This window comes from Nitrosophilus sp., from assembly GCF_982775275.1.
In genome coordinates this window covers 10,506-26,957 of the sequence record NZ_CEXZHP010000002.1, presented here as the reverse complement: position 1 = coordinate 26,957, position 16,452 = coordinate 10,506, and the positions used below count along the sequence as shown (strand labels likewise).

Genomic DNA, 16,452 nt, shown 5'->3' with positions numbered 1-16,452 from the left:
ATCTAACATTTTATAATCTGGATGGAATCTTGAAATATGCCAAGGCATATTTGGATCAATATCGGCTTGAAATTTGGCGATGTCTCTTAGTTCTTGATCGCTATCGTTAATACCGGGAATAATTAATGTTGTAGTCTCAATCCAGATGCCTTTTGAATGGGCGTATTTGATAGCATCTAAGACCGGCTTTAATCTTGCGCAACTAATTTTTTGGTAGCTTTCATCTTTGAAAAATTTTATATCTATATTCATTGCGTCTAGATATGGAGCAAGCTCGTCTATAGCTTTTCTTGTTTCAAAACCGCTTGTAACATATACGTTTTTTAATCCTTTTTCGTGAGCCAATTTTGCCGTATCGTATGTATATTCAAAATAAACAATCGGTTCGTTGTATGTATATGCTACAGATTTGCATCCGGTCTCAATAGCGAGTTTAACGATATTTTCGGGCATAAGCTCTTGTCCAAAAACTTCATATCCGTGGGTTTGAGGATGTTGGCTAATTTCCCAATTTTGGCAAAATTTACAGCAAAAATTACATCCAACGGTCCCAATGGAAAAAACTTTGCTATTTGGAAGAAAATGAAAAAGGGGTTTTTTTTCAATGGGATCTATATGTGCAGCTGCCGCAAGGCCGTAAACCGTGGATTTTAGTTTTCCATCTTCGTTTACTCTCACTCCACATTTTCCATACTCTCCCGGTTCTAATTTGCATGCGTGAGCGCAGGCTAGGCATAAAACCTTTTTATCTTTTAACTCTTTGCTAAGCCATGCATCAGCTACCATAATATCTCCTTCAATATATATTTTCCATTATATCAAAAATCATAAAATTTAGGGCATTTTAGGAGGTTCTATCTTTTTATCGCATAGAGCGTACTCTTTGCCTACTCTTGCTATAAGTTCTAAATCTATATGATATTTTTGAGGATCGGTTACAAACTTATCATCTACAAAATATTTTTCTATCTCTAAAATTAAGGGAATAGTTTTGCTATTTTTTAGTTCGATTTTTTGATATAAAGTGCAAAAAAAAGCTGCCGGAGTATCCTCTATAATAGGTGGATAATCCTCAAATAGCTTTTTTGTTTTAATATCAAACATTTGAGCTTCGCTAACGTTTGAGGGGAGCTCTTTTGAGCTATAGTGCATCTTTTTTAGATTTTTTTGATCCACCATGCAAATGGTGCATTTTTTTGTTTCTAAGATATTTCTTAAACTATCTTTCATAGATCCATCTTTTTTGTGCCCGATAGAGACAACAAGAGTTGGGGGATTTGAAGATAGAGCCATAAAATAGCTAAAAGGAGCTATATTTAAAGTTTCATTTTGTGTTACTATCCATGCTATTGGTCTTGGAATTATGGTATGGCTCATAATTTTGTATCTATCGGTTAAAGAGAGTGATTTAAAATCTATATTCATACCTATCCTTTATATAAACTTTTCGATATTTTCTTTTAAATCCTCAACTATCAAACTCATCTCAAGATATATGGAGTAGTATCTGTTTTTTGGATTTATAAACTCTTTTTTGCTCTCATAGGAGTTCCACAATTCTTCTACTTTGTCAAAATCCCCGTATTTTAGCGCCTCCAGTGTTGATGCGGCATCGATAAAACCCTCTATTATCAAAGCGCTCTCATCATCACACATATTTAATATCTCTTTTAATATCGTTGCTGCCTCTTTAAAACTTTGCTCATTTACGGCATCAATATATCTAAACATATATTTTTCTATACTCATCTTATCTCCTTTATTGGGCTATTAAGCCTTTTTTATAGCAGCTAATGTCAAATTCGCATACTATATTTGGATCGTATACTAAAAGCTTTTCATCTTTTTTTGGATAATCTTGTCTACTTAAAAAATGTTTTATACAATTAATTCTAGCCTCTTTTTTATCGTCTGCTTTTACTATAAACCATGGAGCAAATGCAAAATGGGTTCTAGAAAACATCTCATCTCTTGCTATAGAATACTCTTTCCAAAGTTTTTGGGCAAGCTTATCAATTGGACTTATTTTCCACTGCTTTAGAGGATCTTTTTTTCTCTCTTCAAGTCTTCTTTTTTGCTCTTTTTTTGATATATCAAGATAATATTTTGTAAATCTCATCCCTTCATGCACAAGTAGATGCTCAAAATTTGGCACCTCTTCCATAAACTTTTCATACTGCTCGTTTGTGCAAAAACCCATAACCTTTTCTACTCCCGCTCTGTTATACCAGCTTCTATTGAAAAACACCATCTCTCCGCCTCTTGGAAGATAGTGAATATATCTTTGAAAATACCAATATTTTTTATCAAGTTCGGTAGGTTTGCTAAGGGCTACCACTCTTGTATCTCTTGGAGATAGATGTTCTGTAAATCTTTTTATCATACCATCTTTTCCCGCTGCGTCCCTTCCTTCAAAAATCGTGCAAACTTTTATATCTTTTTCAATAACATATTTTTGGAATTTCACAAGTTCAACTTGGAGCCAGTAGAGGGTCTTTTTATACTCTTTTTTGTCCATATTTTGCCTTTAAGAGTAGTTGTGCTATATTTATTATAGTATGATAATTTTTACTAAAGGTTAAAAAATGAAAAAGACGCTTTTGTTTTTGGCTCCTTTTTTGCTTTTTGGAGACACCATAATCAACACAACAGTAGGATGTGCGGATTTAAAGGATATAAAAGAGATCGATATTATGCTAAAGAAAAATATAGATATTGATCTTGAGATAGTAAAAAGAGGATGTAGAGTTTTTTATCCCAAAGAGAAAGTCGAAGTTAGAATGGATATAGGGGAAAAAGATGGATTTGTTCAAGTTTTTTTCCCAAAAACGGGCGAATATTTTTATATAAAGAAAAAAGATATAAAAATAGAGCAACCTGGAAGAAAAAATATATTGAAATTTTAAAATAGTTTGCCTATTTTTTTATATCCTATATAAAACATTATCAATCCCAAAGCGGTGACTCCCAAAAAGTAGGGCCAAAGATCAAAAAATGGCGTCCCTCTAAAAAATATACTCTCACTTCCTTCAATATAGTATCTAAGAGGGGATAATAAAGATAGTTTTTGAAGCAAAGGGCGCATCGCATAAATTGGAGTCCAAGCTCCACTTAAAAATATCAAAGGCATCATTATTATAATAGATAGTTGCGCAACCTGCATAACGCTTCTTGAGATTGCGGCTATAAAAAGTCCTATGCCTCCGCTTGTTAACGAGTATAAAAGGCTAAGAAGCATAAAAGCCCAAAAAGAGCCGTTTAGAGGTGTATTAAATATTTTAAAAACCACAAAACCCAAAGAGAGCAATATCCCGCATAAAATGATAAAAACTTGTGAAAAAGTTTTTGCAAAAATAATAATTTTTGAATCAACGGGGCTTAGAAGCATAATATCCCAAGTGCCTTCCTCTTTTTCTTTGACAAAAACCACAGCGCTTAATATCACCATAAGCAAAGTTATAACCGATAAAAGTTCTGTAAAACCAATAAACATTTTGCTATCGGAGTTTTGATTGAATAGTTTATGAATCTTTATATCAACGGGGATTTTTAAATCGGCAAAATTCAAAAGAGTATTTTGTATATAGCTAAGTGTGATATAGCTTTGGGAAGCAGCCGTAGAGTCCAATAATATATTTATTGTTGCGATATTATTTTTTATAAAATTTTTTTCAAAATCCTTATCAAATATAAGTCCAACGATGATCTTTTTATCAAAAATTGCCTTTGTTAACTCTTTTTGCGAATTAAATATAACGGGAGTTTCAAATTCTGGTTTATGAAAATGTAAAAGAATCTTTTTTGAAAGCAAAGAGTTGCTCTCATCTACATATCCAACTTTTACGTTTTGAGGTTTTACCTGTATCCCAGCCCCAGCTATGTAGATATCAATAGTAAAAGAGTATAATATTACCAGCACAAGCCCAATAGACCTTAAAAATGTGATAATCTCTTTTGAAAAAACCGTATAAAAGATTTTAAAGTTTTTCATTTTAGCTCCTTTTTAAGAGCTAAAGTTCCTATTGTCAAAAGTGTAGCGGCGTAAAATATCAATATAAGTAAATATAGAAGAGTTTTTGACGAGTTTAACCCTTGGGCGATTAAAAAGGTGTCATAAACTATATGGTTATAATACATAACCGGGAAAAGGTGAGCTTCGATATAGGACTCTCCTTTCATTGAAGATATGGGCATCAACATTCCAGAGTATAAAAATCCGGGAATTATTGTGATAATAATTGTCAAAACAACTGCAACTATCTGTCTTTTTGTTATTATAGAGACAAGCAGGCCTATTGATAAGCTAATGAGTATATAGATTTCAGAACTTATCCAATATAATAAAAAACTTCCTCTAAAAGGCACCTCAAAAAGATATACCGCCCATAAAAAAAGTATAAAAATATTTACCGAATGAAGGAGAAAAACGGGAGTTAATTTTGCTATTAAAAACTCAAATTTTTTAATGGGAGATGAATAAAAATTAAAAATTGTTCCTTTCTCTTTTTCTTTAACTATCAATAAAGCAGAAAGCATTGCTGGAGCCACAAGCAAAATCAGACCTATAAGTCCTGGAACTATCGCGTTTTCGTCTCTCATAGCCTGGTTAAAAAGAGCTCTTTGATTTATATCTATAAATTTAAAATTTAAATTTTTTATATTCTCTTTTGCCATATTTAAAATAACACCCAAAACATAGCTTTGCATAGTCATAGCTCTAATTGGAAAAGCTCCGTCTATAAATACCGCTATTTCGCTTTTTTGGTTGTGCAAAAGGTTTTTTTCAAAAGAGGATGGGATGATTATTAAAATATCTGTTTTTGCTTTTTTAATCTCTCTTAGAGCCTCTTTTTCGGAGATATTTAAAACTTTCGTATCAAAATATTTTGAGTGTTCAAATTTGCTTATTAGTTGGTAAGAGAGTTTACTTTTGTCGTTGTCGATGATTATGGTTCTGGCGTTTGTTACTTCCATCCTTATTCCATATCCAAATAAAATGATCACCATCGTAGGCATAAAATAGACCATAAAAATCATTTTTGATCTAACAAGCTCTTTAAACTCTTTTAACATATAGGCTTTAATTACGCTAAGTTGCATTTTATGCCTTTTTATGTAACTTCAAAAAAATATCTTCAAAATTTTTTGCTTCTGGAAATTTTTTATATAGATTTTCTACGCTATCATCGGCGATTTTTTTACCATCTTTTAATAAAACGATCCTATCGCAAAATTCCGCTTCGCTCATATAGTGCGTTGTTATGAGTATAGATATATTCCAATTGTTTTTTAGTTGATGTAAAAGATCCCAAAATTGGGCTCTTGCCATAGTGTCAACCCCACTTGTTGGTTCATCTAAAAACAAAACCACAGGCTCGTGAAATATAGCAACCGCTAATGAGAATCTTTGGTTGATGCCTAAAGGAACATCTTTGGGAAAGCTATCAAGATATTCGTAAAAACCTAACGATTTTGAGTATCTATCAATTTTTTCTAAACTCTCTTTCATAGAGAAGTTGTGCAGTGTGGCAAAATAGATGAGATTTTCTCTGATGGTCATATCTTTATAAAGGGAGAAATGTTGACTCATATATCCTATTTTATCTTTTAACTCCTGCCTTTGTTTGTATGATTTTATCCTTTTTCCAAGAAGGTAAAGTTCTCCTTCGTCTATTGGGTAAAGCCCTAAAAGCATCTTGATAAATGTTGTCTTACCGGCTCCGTTTGCTCCAAGAAGACCCAAAATCTCTCCACTTTTTAATTTCATATCTATATGATCGTTTGCTACAAATTTGCCAAATCTTTTTGTTAACCCTTTGGCCTCCATAACTATCTGAGGGATTTTTTTCTCTTTTTTTCTTTTTTGGATCTTGATTTTTGGCAATGTTTTTTTCTTTTTAAGAGCGTTTATAAAAAAAAGACTCTCTAAAGTGGGTTTTGCGTGAGGAGCATTTAGGGGTTTTAGAGAGTATGTTCTTTTATTGAAAGTTACGCACTCTTTGCACTCTTGCTCTTGGTATGTAAAATCTTTTGCCAAATCCAAAAGCTCTCTAACGTTTCCTTTTGCGATAATCTCTCCTTCGTCAAAAAGAAATATTTTGTCAAATTTTTCAGCCTCTTGCATATATGCGGTGCTTATGATGGATAAGGAGTTTTTTTTATTCTCCTTTAAAATCTCCCACAATTCCATTCTACTTAATGGATCTACTCCCGTTGTGGGCTCATCCAAAACAAGGAGTTTTGGTTTATGTATAAGGGTGCATATCAAAGATAGTTTTTGCATCATACCGCCGCTTAAATTTCTAGCTAGTCTATCTCTAAATCTGGAAAGCCCTGCCATCTCAAGGAGTCTTTTTTTATACTCTAAAAACTTTTTGCTTTTTTTTATGTTTCTTATGGAAGTGAAAAACTCTAAATGCTCTTCTACCGTTAGGTCCGGGTATAAAACCAAGCCTATTCCTTGAGGCATCAGTCCCAAATAGGGCTTTATATATTCGGCTTCTTTTGGATTGCGGTATGTAAAATTTTTATATTTTATCTCTCCTTCAAATTTTATAATACCGCAAATTGCGTGCATTAGGGAGCTTTTTCCAGACCCATCGGCCCCGATAAAGCCGATAATCTCTTCTTCTTGGGCAAAAATTTGCGCGTTTTTTAGGGCTATTTTATTTTTATATCTAACGGTTACATTTTTTACCTCAAGAGTTGACAAATTTAGCCTTTAAATAAAATATTATTAAAATCGATAACAAACCAAAAAGAGAGAAATTTAAGGCAAAATCTATCCCAAATCTCTCCCATAAAAACCCCACTATATAGGCACCAATAGCGCCAAAGAGAGCCACACCTGCGTAAAATACTCCATAAACGCTGGCTTTGTTTATGGAATAAGAGGCTATATAGGCTCTGTTGGCGTTTAATGAAAATACGGTAAATAGCCCTAAAAAGGCGTATGCTATCCATGTGAAAATTTCGGATTTAAAATATAAAAAAAGAAGTGAAGTTATCCCAAAAAGATAGGAGATAAAAAGAGTGTTTTTAACTCCTATCTTATCTATTATGATTCCAGAGATATAACTTGTTAGAGTTTGAGTTAAGGTTGAGACTATAAACAAAAGAGGAATAAAGGCTGTTTTGATGCCAACCTCTTTGGCCTGCATAGTAAAAAAAGCCTCATTGAAAAAAAAGAGTATAAAAAGAAAATAAAAAAAGAGATCAGATATTATCTTTTTGTCTTTTTTTGATAGTTTAAACTCTTTTTTCTCTTTTTTTTTAGGTATATCTTTAACAAAAAATATAACTATAAGCAGCGCTAAAAAGCCGGGGATAATGGTAAGAAGAAAGATGTTTCTAATAACCTCTTCGCTTTTTGAGAAAAAATATAAGATCAAAAAAAGAAAAATAGTCCCCGATAGCTCTCCAAAGATATCTAAAGTTTTATGAAAACCAAAGGTTTTACCCATCTGTTTTTTTTTCCCGAAATAGGCGATCATAGCATCTTTTGGCGCGGATCTAAATGCCTTTCCCAATCTTTCTAAAGCCTTTAGAGCCGCAACGCTTTTATAAGTTGACGCAAATGCCATAAGGGGTTTGCTAAAAGCCGAAAGAGCATAACCTAAAACCACCAAAGGCTTAACTATCCCGTATCTATCGGAGATATATCCACTAAGAAGTCTAAGGGCGTATGAAACAAAAGTCGCAACCGCTACAATTAGTCCAAGTTTATCCATACCTTCGTTTAAATAAATTACGACAAATATTGGCAAGATAGGATTTATCATAGCGGATGCAAAATCTGTAAAAAAACTTGTCAATCCTAAATAGATAATATTTTTATTCATATCAAAATCTCTTCCAAAAATCTTTGCTAAATAAAATAATAAACGTATAAAACTCAAGTCTTCCTATGATCATAAATAGGGCTAAAACAACTTTTTGAAAATCTGTGAAAAAAGCAAAATTTTCAGCCGGCCCTACATGGGAAAACCCAGGACCTATATTTCCTATGCATGCTATAGATGCGCTAAATGAAGTTAAAAAATCGTATCCGCTTGCGTAAAGATAAAAAGATAAAGCCAAGTTTGTTATAAAAAATATAAACAAAAAGCCGCTAACGCTTCCCAAAATTTCGCTACCTATTCTGTTTTTATCGATAAATATGCCCATTGTGGCGTTTGGATGCAAGATCTTTTTTAGCTGGAGTTGAAGATTTTTAAATAAAACAACATATCTGATAACTTTTATGCCCCCTGCGGTGCTTCCGGCGTTGCCTCCTATGAACATAACGATAAAAATAATTGCTATAGATAAACTTCCCCATTTTTGATAATCCAAAGAGGCAAAACCCGTAGTTGTTAAAATCGAAGAGATTGTAAAAAAAGAGTGGGTTAATGCGTGAAAAAAAGTATCTTTTGAATTATATAAATGGGATGCGGTTAGTGCTATTGAGATGATTAGAAAAATTATGATATACCATTTTACCTCTTGACTTTTATATCCGTTAAAATCTTTGTTAAGAGCCTTTAGATGGGCAATAAAGTTTATTCCTGAAAGTAGCATAAAAATTGTTGTCGTCCAAAGTATTAAAAAATTATCCTCCCAAAAGCCCAAAGAGCTGTTTTTTGTAGAAAAGCCTCCCGTGGAGATTGTGGAAAATGCGTGATTTAAAGCGTCAAAAAAACTCATTCCCTCCGCCCAAAGAAGTAGCGTATCTATAAATGTTAAAAACAGATATATCCCCCAAAGCCTAATTGCCGTATCTTTGATTTTTGGAGTCAATTTTTCCATTTTTATACCCGTTGATTCAGCTTTAAAAAGAGTTAAAGAGCCCGTGGGATTTATAAGAGTTAATAGTCCTACTCCAAGAACTATGATTCCCATTCCTCCAAGCCAATGCATTAGGCTTCTTAATATCAAAGCGGTATGAGACAATGACTCTATATCGCTAAAAATTGTAGCTCCGGTAGTCGTAAAACCGCTTACGGCTTCAAAAAAAGCGTCAACATACCCTATATCGCAAGTTAAATATAGACTTGCTCCTCCAACTACACCTAGCAATATCCAAACAAGATTTACGGCAAATATCGACTCTTTGATACTCATCTTAAAATAGTGTTTTGATAGATATGAAAATATTAAAAAGTTAAAAATCAAAAAAAGAAGATCAAATATTATAAATTTTTTTATATTTTCTCCGTAAAAAAGTCCGGTAAATATTGGGATTAGGAAAAAAACGCCAAGCCCCAAACCTATAGCGCTGATAAACTTAGCGATATTTTTTATAGATTGAAGATCCACTTTTTAGCTCTCTCTTCAAGATATGTTTTTAAAAATATTACGATTAAATCCCCCTCTTTTATTGTTATTTTATCTTTAAACTCTCTTATTTTTTCGTCTCTTATAAGAAAAGTTATAAAGTCTTCCCTTTTGTAGGGTTTTATGCTTTTTCCTATAATCGAAGAGTTTGGAAATATTTTTCTAATAAATACCGTTCCTCTTCCCCCGCAAAAATGTTTTTCTGTTATTATATTGCTTGAGCCGATCTTTTCAAGTATAGAGTAATATGCGCTTGTTTTAGGACCTCTAACCGCGATTATGGATAGTTTGTGCATAAGATTGTAAAACTCGATATTGTTATTTACGGCTACCGTTTTTTTTACTCCATACTCTTTTGCCTCCAAGCATCTAATAATATTTTCTTCATCTTCGTTGCTTGTAGCGATTATCATATCGGCGTTTTTTATATTTTCTTCTTCATAGAGGGTATGCTCTACATATCTGCTGTTTATTACAATAGCTTTATCTTGCAAAGCTAAAGAGGCTTTTTTGCAAAGATTTGGATCTTTTTCTATTATTTTTAGCTGAATATTTTTTTCCAAAAAGGCTTTTGCTATCTCTAAGCCCAAAAGTTTCGCCCCAAAAATAGCTACTTTTTTGATCTCTTTTGGAGCCTCTTTATTAAGTGTGTTGCAAATATTTTTTATACTATTTTCTTCTCCAAAGATATAGATTAAGTCGTTATCTTTTAAAATCTCTCCCTTTTTGGGTATAAAAAACTTTTTTTCTCTCTCTATTCCTACCACAACACATTTTTGATTTTCAATATCCTCTTTTTTTAACTCAAAAACTTTTTTTAACTGAACCGAGACAAGTTTAAAAGGTGTAAATATAAAATCTTTTACGTTATTTGCTTTTGGAAAATCCAAAAGAGATTTTATGGATTTTGCAGCTTCTACGAATGGAAAAACCGCATCGTTGATATTTAATTTTTGGGATATTGAACTTTTTGCGAAATATTCGTTTCTAAGTCTTATAATTTTTTTGTTTACGTCTATTATGTCGTCTGCTATAAGAGTCGATAAGATATTTGCTTCGTCACTATCGGTTACGGCAATAAATATATCAAACTTTTTATCTATAAAGTTTTTATAGGTATCGGGATCTTCTATATCTCCAAAAATAGCCATTATATCTATAGACTCTTGCAATCTATTTAGAGCCTCAATATTTTTATCTATTATGAAAATATTATGTTTAATAGATAACGTTTTTGCCAGTCTATATCCGACTCTTCCCGCTCCTGCTATAATAATATCCATATTTGCGTCCTAAATTTGAGGAATATCTTTTAAACTTTTTGGAAGATTTTTACCGTCAATCGATATAATCCCAATAGCCGGTAAGCCAAGTTTTAAAAGAGGATTTGGCTTTATGGGTTTAATATCTACAGCATATACCCTTTGGATCCTATCGCTTCTAACGGCGACCTCTTTTGGAGTAAACTCGGCTTTTTGTGCGATTCTTACAACTTTTGCTTTTATAGGCTTATTTGGATAAGCGTCCAAAAAAATTATAGCATCGTTTCCGATTTTTATCTTCCCTACATTTATCGTATCGATAAAAATTTTAAGATATAAAGATTTTGGATCTATTGCGGTTGCTATTGGTATTTGAGGTGTTATAACCTCTCCTTCTTGTGCTATTTTTTCAACGATATATCCATCTATAAAAGATCTAATTTTTAATTCGTCCAAAATGGCATCTATCTCTTTTCTTTGAGCTTTTAGGGCAAGTAAGCTATTTTTTAAACCTTCTATGGCAAATTTTAAAGATTTTATTTTTTTTAAAGTGGTTTTTGCCTGTTTTAGGGAGCTTTTTGAAATATTTATATAAGATTTTAACCTTTTTTTCTTTTCTATTAGCGATAAAAGTCTGTTTTTGTCGCTTTTATATTTTAATTGAGCCTCTTCGATTTTATGTTTTTCTATAAGATTGTTTTTATAAAGGGCTTTTAATCTATTTAAATCTTTTTTATCTTGAGAGACGATATCTTTTAGAGTATCTATATTTTTATTTAACTCATTTATAGCCGCCTCTTTTGCCTTTACATCCTCTAAAGCTTTTTTTACGTTTTGAGGAAGGGAGTCTTTTGTTATCTCAAGTTCTATCTCTTTTGCTTTGATCTCTTTTGTTTTTGCCTCTATTAAGGCGTTTAGCCCCTCTTTTTTTGCTTCATACTCTTTAGAGGACAAAATGGCTATTAGATCATTTTTTTTAATTTTAGAGCTATCTTGTATAAAAATTTTTTCTATTCTTCCTGGGTATTTCGTATTTATATTGACAAGATCCCCATCTATTCTTCCAACCCCTTCTATTAGATTTGGAGGAAGTTTTTTTGGATGAAGATAATCATATATTAAATATGAGGCAAAGAGTATTAAAATCAGTAAAATTAATCCTATTAGATATTTTTTCAAAAGATTCAAAGTTTTCCCCTTTTATATATCGAATGAATGAGTATTATGCCTAAAAAGGTGGCTACTATAAAGCCTATAAGTCCAAATATCGGTATATTAAATATTAAAGGAGGAGTGTTTGCCAAAACTAATAACGAAGAGCCTATCAATATAGAGGCTATTATTATGGCTATTGAGAGCCTGTTTGCGGATTTTTCCATGGACTCTTCCACTTTTTCCAATCCTATATGTTCAAACTCTATTTTTAAATTACCGCTTTTTATTTTATTTACCAAAGATTTTAGATCTTCGGGAAAACCTGTCAAAAAGTCTGCAAACTCTTTGGGAAATTCTCCCGCTTTTGATAAAAATGCACCAAAAGAGATAGTCTCTTTATAAAAATTTATAATAAAAGGTTTTATCTCTTGTGCGGCGTTAAAATCTGGATCGAGATTTTTCCCGACTCCTTCGATCGTTATTAAAGCTTTAACGAGTAGGTAGTTATTTTCTCTAAAATAGACTCTATATTGACTCATTAAAGAGATAATATCTTCTAATAGATTTTTTATTTTTATATCTTTTAAAGAGCTATAAAAATAGGTTCTTATAATATCTCCCATATCTTTTGCAAAGGAGTCGATATCAAGATTTTCATTTTCTATTTTTGCAAGATTTAATATAGATAAGGCGGCTTTTTCTTCCTCCTCTTTTATTACATAATAGATCATATCTATAAAATATTTTCTATCTTTTTCGCTAATGCTTCCCATCATCCCAAAGTCTAAAAAGGCTATTTTTTCGTCTTTTAAAACAAATATATTTCCAGGATGGGGATCGGCGTGAAAAAATCTAAATTCAAATATTTGTCTGCATAATAGATCAAATCCGTTTTTTGCAATTTTTTTGGGATCGATATCGAGCTTTTTTAATTTGGAAAGTTCAGAAACTTTAATCCCCTCTATATACTCCATTGTCAAAATTTTACTGGTTGAAAGCTCTTCAAAAAGTTTTGGGACTTTTATCCTTTCGTCATCTTCAAAATTTTTCGCAAATCTTTTTAGATTTAAAGCCTCAATCGTATAATCTAACTCTTTTTTTATAGTCTTTTCGAACTCTTTTAAAATTTTTGTGGGAGACTCTATTCCGTAAGCTTTTAGTTTATCTCCAACGATACCGGAGATTTTATAAAGTATTTGAAGGTCTGCTTTTATTATCTCTTTTGCTTTAGGTTTTAATATCTTAACAGCGACTAAACTCCCATCTTTTAATCTTCCTTTATAAACCTGTCCCAAAGATGCGGAAGCAAGAAGTTCAAGCTCTGTGTCAAATATCTCGTTTACGCTTTTGCCAAACTCCTCTATAAAAATGGGAGCAAGTTCTTCAAATGGGATAGGCTCTACCCTATCTTGAAGTTTTGAAAATTCGTTTGCAAGCTCCAAAGGGATGAGGTCTGGTCTTGTAGAGAGAACTTGAGCTATTTTTATAAATGTAGGTCCAAGTTCCTCTACCGTTTTTCTTATTCTTTCGCTTCTTGAGAGATGTTTTTCTTTTGCTATTTTTGAAATTTTGATATATTTATCAAGTCCTAAAGCTACTACAAAATCGTCAAATCCGTTTTTGATAAGAATAAATGCTATCTCTCTTAATCTCTCAAGCTGATGTAGAGTTGAAATCATTTTTTACTCAAAAGCTCTTTGAGCTCTTTTATCTCTCTTTTTAATGCGGCGATATCATCTTTTGTAGCGATTCCAATAGATTTTAACTCCTTTTTTATTGTTTCTTTAATATCTTTTTCCAACTCTTTTTTGCTTTTTTCGCCCTCATTTTTTAATTTTTCTAAAAACTTCTCTCCTTCTTCTTTGCTCATCTCTCCCTTTTTGATTGCCTCGTCTATTAACTCCTCGGCTTTTTCTTTTGCTATGAACATCGCTCCAAGTCCTATCTTTACAAGATCTAAAGGGGTGATATTTTGTTTTTTTTCCATCTTTTCTCCTTTTTTTATTTTATTATACCTTTTATAAATATATCATAGGCTTCCTCGATATATTTCATAATATCTTTATTGTATATAAGCCAAAATTCTATATACCCGTAGGTAAAAGAGTTGAACAAAAATGCTATCTTTTCAAAATCCTCGGTTTTTAAAGGAGTTTTTTTATTTAATTTTTCAAACTCCTCTGCAACAATCTTATAAACCTTTTGTGCGGGATTTCCTTTGTTTGCGTTGAGTTTTGTAAAAAAGAGTGGGTCACCTGCTACAGTGTCTTTTAAAATCTCTTTTTTTTCCAAAAAAGTTTCAAATTTTAATCTTATAAAATATTTCAATCTATCTTCACATTTTTCAAAGTTTTCAAAGCCTTTTTTTAATTTTTCGTAAAATTGATTTATCTGATAATTTACATACTCATAAAAAAGTTCATCTTTTGAAGGGAAAAGTTTATATAAAGCTCCAACAGATATGTTGCAAAATGAAGCGATATCTACCATTTTCGCCTCATTAAATCCGTTTTTTTCAAAAAATTGGCTAACCTTTTTTAATACCAACTCTTTTTTAAACTCTTTTACTCTCTCTTTTATCTCCATAATTCTCCTTTTAGTTATTATAAAATGAAATTTCTTAAGTAAGAATTAGTTAATAAAAAAGTGAATATAATTCATAAAGTAGGAATTGGGTTTTGCTGTGCTGGTTAGAATGGATGAGTAGTTAAAATGGTTAAGTGGTTAATTAAAAGTTAGAAAGTTAGAAAGTGAGAGAGTTAAAAAGTTGTAATGAATTTTACCAATTCCAAATTCCCAATGCCTAATTCCAAATTTCTAATGTTCAATGTTTAAATTAGTTAAAAAAGTTAAAATGGTTGAGTAGTTGAGTGGTTGAGTGAGAGGTTGAAGGGAGAAGGGAGAAGGGAGAAGGGAGAAGGGGTAAGGTGGTAAGGTGATAAGGGGGTAAGGTGGGAAGGTGGGAAGGTGATAAGGTGATAAGGGGGTAAGGTGGTAAGGGGGTAAGGCGGTAAGGGGTCAAGATGATAAGAGAGGGTTCAATTTCCAATGCCCAATTCCAAATTCCAAATTCCCAATTCCCCATTCTAAAAGGAATATTATGAAAAAGATCGGCTCTGTTTTATTGATAATTTTGATATTAATATTTAGCTATATAGCCTATGATTTTATAACCTATAGAACAAAAAACGCCGTAAGCGATGCGGCTTTTGTAAAAACAGATAAGCTTTTAACTTTAGGATTTAAAGTGAGCGGTAAAATTATAAAACTTTATAAAGAGGAGGGAGATGGAGTAAAAAAAGGTGAGATTTTAGCAAAGCTTGATGATGAGGATTTTAAGGTTGCTTTAAAAAGAGTTCAAAAAGAGATAGAATCTCTAAACTTAAAAATAAAAGCCTTAAAAGAGAAAAGGCATAGAATAAAAAATGAATTGGATATTGATAAAAATATTGCGCAAAATAGGATAGATTCATTAAAAGAGAAAATAGATGCTCTAAATTTTAAAATTTCGGCAAACTTGCAAAATCTAAAAAAACTATCTTTGGACGAGAAAAGATTTAAAAAGCTTCTAAAAGAAAATCTCATATCAAAAAATGAATATGAAAATATAAAAACAAAAAAAGAGTCATTAAAAGATTTGATAGAGGCTCAAAAAAAAGAGCTTTTGGCCGCCGATTTTGAGCTTAAAAATCTAAAAGAGAGGTTAAATCTATCATATATAAAAAGAAAGATTTTAAAGGAGCTGGATCTTGAGATAAAATCTTTAGCAAAAAGAAAAGAGGCTTTACAAAAAAACGAAGAAGATATAAAAAATAAGATAACCTATTGTAATCTTTACTCCCCGATTGACGGTGTTGTTGCCAAAAAATTTGTAAATATTTCAAAAGTTGTAGATAAAGGGTATCCTATATATTCTGTTGTAGATCCAAAAAATCTGCATATAGAGGTTTTGCTAAGCGAAAAGAAATTAAAAGGGGTAGAAGTTGGAAATAGCGTAAAAATAAAGGTAGACGCTTATCCCAATATCGATTTTAAGGGTAAAGTTTTAAAGATTTTACCGGCAAGTGCCGCTACATTTAGTTTGGTTCCAAGAGATATCGCAAGCGGAGAGTTTACAAAGCTTGATCAAAGATTTATCGTAAAAATATCTATCGAAAATAAAACCGACAAATTAAGAGTCGGTATGGGAGCGAGTGTGGCTATAAATAGGAATTAGGAAATAGGAATTAGGAAATAGGAATTGGGAAATAGGAGAGAGGCATGGTAGATAAGTTAGGAAATTTAGAAATTTATCAATTGGCGATCAAAATATCAGATATAAATTGGAAAATTTATAAAAATTTATCAAAAGAATTCAGATATACAACAGGGAAGCAGTTATTAAGAGCCAGTGATTCTATTGGTGCAAATATTGCCGAAGGATTTGGAAGATTTTATTTCAACGATAAAATTAGATTTTATTACAATGCAAGGGGCTCTTTATTTGAAGTAAAGCATTGGATATTTTTACTTCATAAAAGAGGGTTAATTGTTAAAGAGTTGATGGATGAAGTTTTATCGATATCTGAGGAGCTTGCAAAAAAGTTAAATAGTTTTATTATAAAAAGTAGGGAAAAAAGATGACTAATTCCCAATTCCCAATTCCCAATTCCGAAAACAAAAAACCTTGGGACATAACAAACAAAGAGAGAGCCATATTTACCATAATCGTTATGGTAGG

Annotated in this window: 17 protein-coding genes; 3 read left to right on the top strand and 14 right to left on the bottom strand. The window is 31.8% G+C overall.

The window, feature by feature from the left end; genetic code table 11:
- The 4 genes from amrS to ppk2 all read right to left on the bottom strand — a co-directional run.
- A partial coding sequence (gene amrS / locus AC30RD_RS00355; RefSeq protein WP_489492127.1) for an AmmeMemoRadiSam system radical SAM enzyme occupies positions 1-786 on the bottom strand: 786 nt, incomplete at its 3' end.
- Between the two features lie 48 nt (positions 787-834).
- Positions 835-1,425 (bottom strand): flavin reductase family protein, encoded by a 591-nt coding sequence (locus tag AC30RD_RS00350; RefSeq protein ID WP_489492126.1) that lies wholly within the window; start codon positions 1,423-1,425, stop codon positions 835-837.
- Positions 1,426-1,434: 9 nt separating this feature from the next.
- Positions 1,435-1,749, bottom strand: coding sequence for a hypothetical protein (locus AC30RD_RS00345; RefSeq protein ID WP_489492125.1), 315 nt, complete (start codon positions 1,747-1,749; stop codon positions 1,435-1,437).
- A 10-nt stretch (positions 1,750-1,759) separates the two neighbouring features.
- Positions 1,760-2,518: a polyphosphate kinase 2 gene (ppk2, locus tag AC30RD_RS00340; protein ID WP_489492124.1), complete on the bottom strand. Its 759-nt coding sequence runs from the start codon at positions 2,516-2,518 to the stop codon at positions 1,760-1,762.
- A gap of 67 nt (positions 2,519-2,585) precedes the next feature.
- On the opposite strand from ppk2, the gene AC30RD_RS00335 reads away from it, so the two are divergent.
- Positions 2,586-2,906 carry a hypothetical protein gene (locus tag AC30RD_RS00335; protein WP_489492123.1) on the top strand — a complete coding sequence of 107 codons (321 nt, stop codon included), beginning with the start codon at positions 2,586-2,588 and terminating at the stop codon, positions 2,904-2,906.
- On the opposite strand, the gene AC30RD_RS00330 is transcribed toward AC30RD_RS00335, so the two are convergent.
- From AC30RD_RS00330 to AC30RD_RS00285, 10 genes are read right to left on the bottom strand one after another with little or no spacing between them, the layout of a single operon-like run.
- A complete protein-coding gene (locus AC30RD_RS00330; protein ID WP_489492122.1) occupies positions 2,903-3,991 on the bottom strand; it encodes an ABC transporter permease in 1,089 nt (362 codons plus the stop codon). The two genes, AC30RD_RS00335 and AC30RD_RS00330, sit on opposite strands and share 4 nt — an antisense overlap.
- A complete protein-coding gene (locus tag AC30RD_RS00325) occupies positions 3,988-5,100 on the bottom strand; it encodes an ABC transporter permease (protein ID WP_489492121.1) in 1,113 nt (370 codons plus the stop codon). The genes AC30RD_RS00330 and AC30RD_RS00325 overlap by 4 nt, the downstream gene beginning before the upstream one ends.
- Before the next feature lies 1 nt (position 5,101).
- Complete coding sequence (locus AC30RD_RS00320; RefSeq protein ID WP_489492120.1) at positions 5,102-6,712, bottom strand: ATP-binding cassette domain-containing protein; 1,611 nt, start codon at positions 6,710-6,712, stop codon at positions 5,102-5,104.
- Entirely contained in the window at positions 6,699-7,841 is a 1,143-nt protein-coding gene (locus AC30RD_RS00315; RefSeq protein ID WP_489492119.1) for an MFS transporter, read from the bottom strand. Before AC30RD_RS00315 ends, AC30RD_RS00320 begins: the two co-directional genes overlap by 14 nt.
- 1 nt (position 7,842) lies before the next feature.
- On the bottom strand, positions 7,843-9,297 hold the full coding sequence (locus AC30RD_RS00310) for a TrkH family potassium uptake protein (RefSeq protein WP_489492118.1): 1,455 nt from the start codon (positions 9,295-9,297) through the stop codon (positions 7,843-7,845).
- Positions 9,279-10,598, bottom strand: coding sequence for an NAD-binding protein (locus AC30RD_RS00305; RefSeq protein WP_489492117.1), 1,320 nt, complete (start codon positions 10,596-10,598; stop codon positions 9,279-9,281). Before AC30RD_RS00305 ends, AC30RD_RS00310 begins: the two co-directional genes overlap by 19 nt.
- A 9-nt stretch (positions 10,599-10,607) precedes the next feature.
- A complete protein-coding gene (locus AC30RD_RS00300; protein WP_489492116.1) occupies positions 10,608-11,765 on the bottom strand; it encodes an HlyD family secretion protein in 1,158 nt (385 codons plus the stop codon).
- On the bottom strand, positions 11,762-13,411 hold the full coding sequence (locus tag AC30RD_RS00295) for an ABC1 kinase family protein (RefSeq protein WP_489492115.1): 1,650 nt from the start codon (positions 13,409-13,411) through the stop codon (positions 11,762-11,764). The genes AC30RD_RS00300 and AC30RD_RS00295 overlap by 4 nt, the downstream gene beginning before the upstream one ends.
- Positions 13,408-13,719, bottom strand: a complete 312-nt coding sequence (locus AC30RD_RS00290; RefSeq protein ID WP_489492114.1) for a phasin family protein — start codon at positions 13,717-13,719, stop codon at positions 13,408-13,410. Before AC30RD_RS00290 ends, AC30RD_RS00295 begins: the two co-directional genes overlap by 4 nt.
- A 14-nt stretch (positions 13,720-13,733) precedes the next feature.
- Positions 13,734-14,318 carry a TetR/AcrR family transcriptional regulator gene (locus AC30RD_RS00285; protein ID WP_489492113.1) on the bottom strand — a complete coding sequence of 195 codons (585 nt, stop codon included), beginning with the start codon at positions 14,316-14,318 and terminating at the stop codon, positions 13,734-13,736.
- Positions 14,319-14,832: 514 nt separating this feature from the next.
- Between AC30RD_RS00285 and AC30RD_RS00280 the strand changes: the two genes are divergently transcribed.
- Together AC30RD_RS00280 and AC30RD_RS00275 are read left to right on the top strand one after the other, a co-directional pair.
- Positions 14,833-15,948: an HlyD family secretion protein gene (locus tag AC30RD_RS00280; protein WP_489492112.1), complete on the top strand. Its 1,116-nt coding sequence runs from the start codon at positions 14,833-14,835 to the stop codon at positions 15,946-15,948.
- Between the two features lie 44 nt (positions 15,949-15,992).
- Positions 15,993-16,355 carry a four helix bundle protein gene (locus tag AC30RD_RS00275; RefSeq protein ID WP_489492111.1) on the top strand — a complete coding sequence of 121 codons (363 nt, stop codon included), beginning with the start codon at positions 15,993-15,995 and terminating at the stop codon, positions 16,353-16,355.
- Positions 16,356-16,452 lie beyond the last annotated feature (97 nt).

Coding starts and splice junctions, on each gene's coding strand:
- AC30RD_RS00315 (WP_489492119.1), bottom strand. CDS start 7,841: ATGAATAAAAATATTATCTATTTAGGATTGACAAGTTTTTTTACAGAT.
- AC30RD_RS00325 (WP_489492121.1), bottom strand. CDS start 5,100: ATGCAACTTAGCGTAATTAAAGCCTATATGTTAAAAGAGTTTAAAGAG.
- AC30RD_RS00305 (WP_489492117.1), bottom strand. CDS start 10,598: ATGGATATTATTATAGCAGGAGCGGGAAGAGTCGGATATAGACTGGCA.
- AC30RD_RS00280 (WP_489492112.1), top strand. CDS start 14,833: ATGAAAAAGATCGGCTCTGTTTTATTGATAATTTTGATATTAATATTT.
- AC30RD_RS00350 (WP_489492126.1), bottom strand. CDS start 1,425: ATGAATATAGATTTTAAATCACTCTCTTTAACCGATAGATACAAAATT.
- ppk2 (WP_489492124.1), bottom strand. CDS start 2,518: ATGGACAAAAAAGAGTATAAAAAGACCCTCTACTGGCTCCAAGTTGAA.
- AC30RD_RS00275 (WP_489492111.1), top strand. CDS start 15,993: ATGGTAGATAAGTTAGGAAATTTAGAAATTTATCAATTGGCGATCAAA.
- AC30RD_RS00290 (WP_489492114.1), bottom strand. CDS start 13,719: ATGGAAAAAAAACAAAATATCACCCCTTTAGATCTTGTAAAGATAGGA.
- AC30RD_RS00335 (WP_489492123.1), top strand. CDS start 2,586: ATGAAAAAGACGCTTTTGTTTTTGGCTCCTTTTTTGCTTTTTGGAGAC.
- AC30RD_RS00345 (WP_489492125.1), bottom strand. CDS start 1,749: ATGAGTATAGAAAAATATATGTTTAGATATATTGATGCCGTAAATGAG.
- AC30RD_RS00295 (WP_489492115.1), bottom strand. CDS start 13,411: ATGATTTCAACTCTACATCAGCTTGAGAGATTAAGAGAGATAGCATTT.
- AC30RD_RS00285 (WP_489492113.1), bottom strand. CDS start 14,318: ATGGAGATAAAAGAGAGAGTAAAAGAGTTTAAAAAAGAGTTGGTATTA.
- AC30RD_RS00330 (WP_489492122.1), bottom strand. CDS start 3,991: ATGAAAAACTTTAAAATCTTTTATACGGTTTTTTCAAAAGAGATTATC.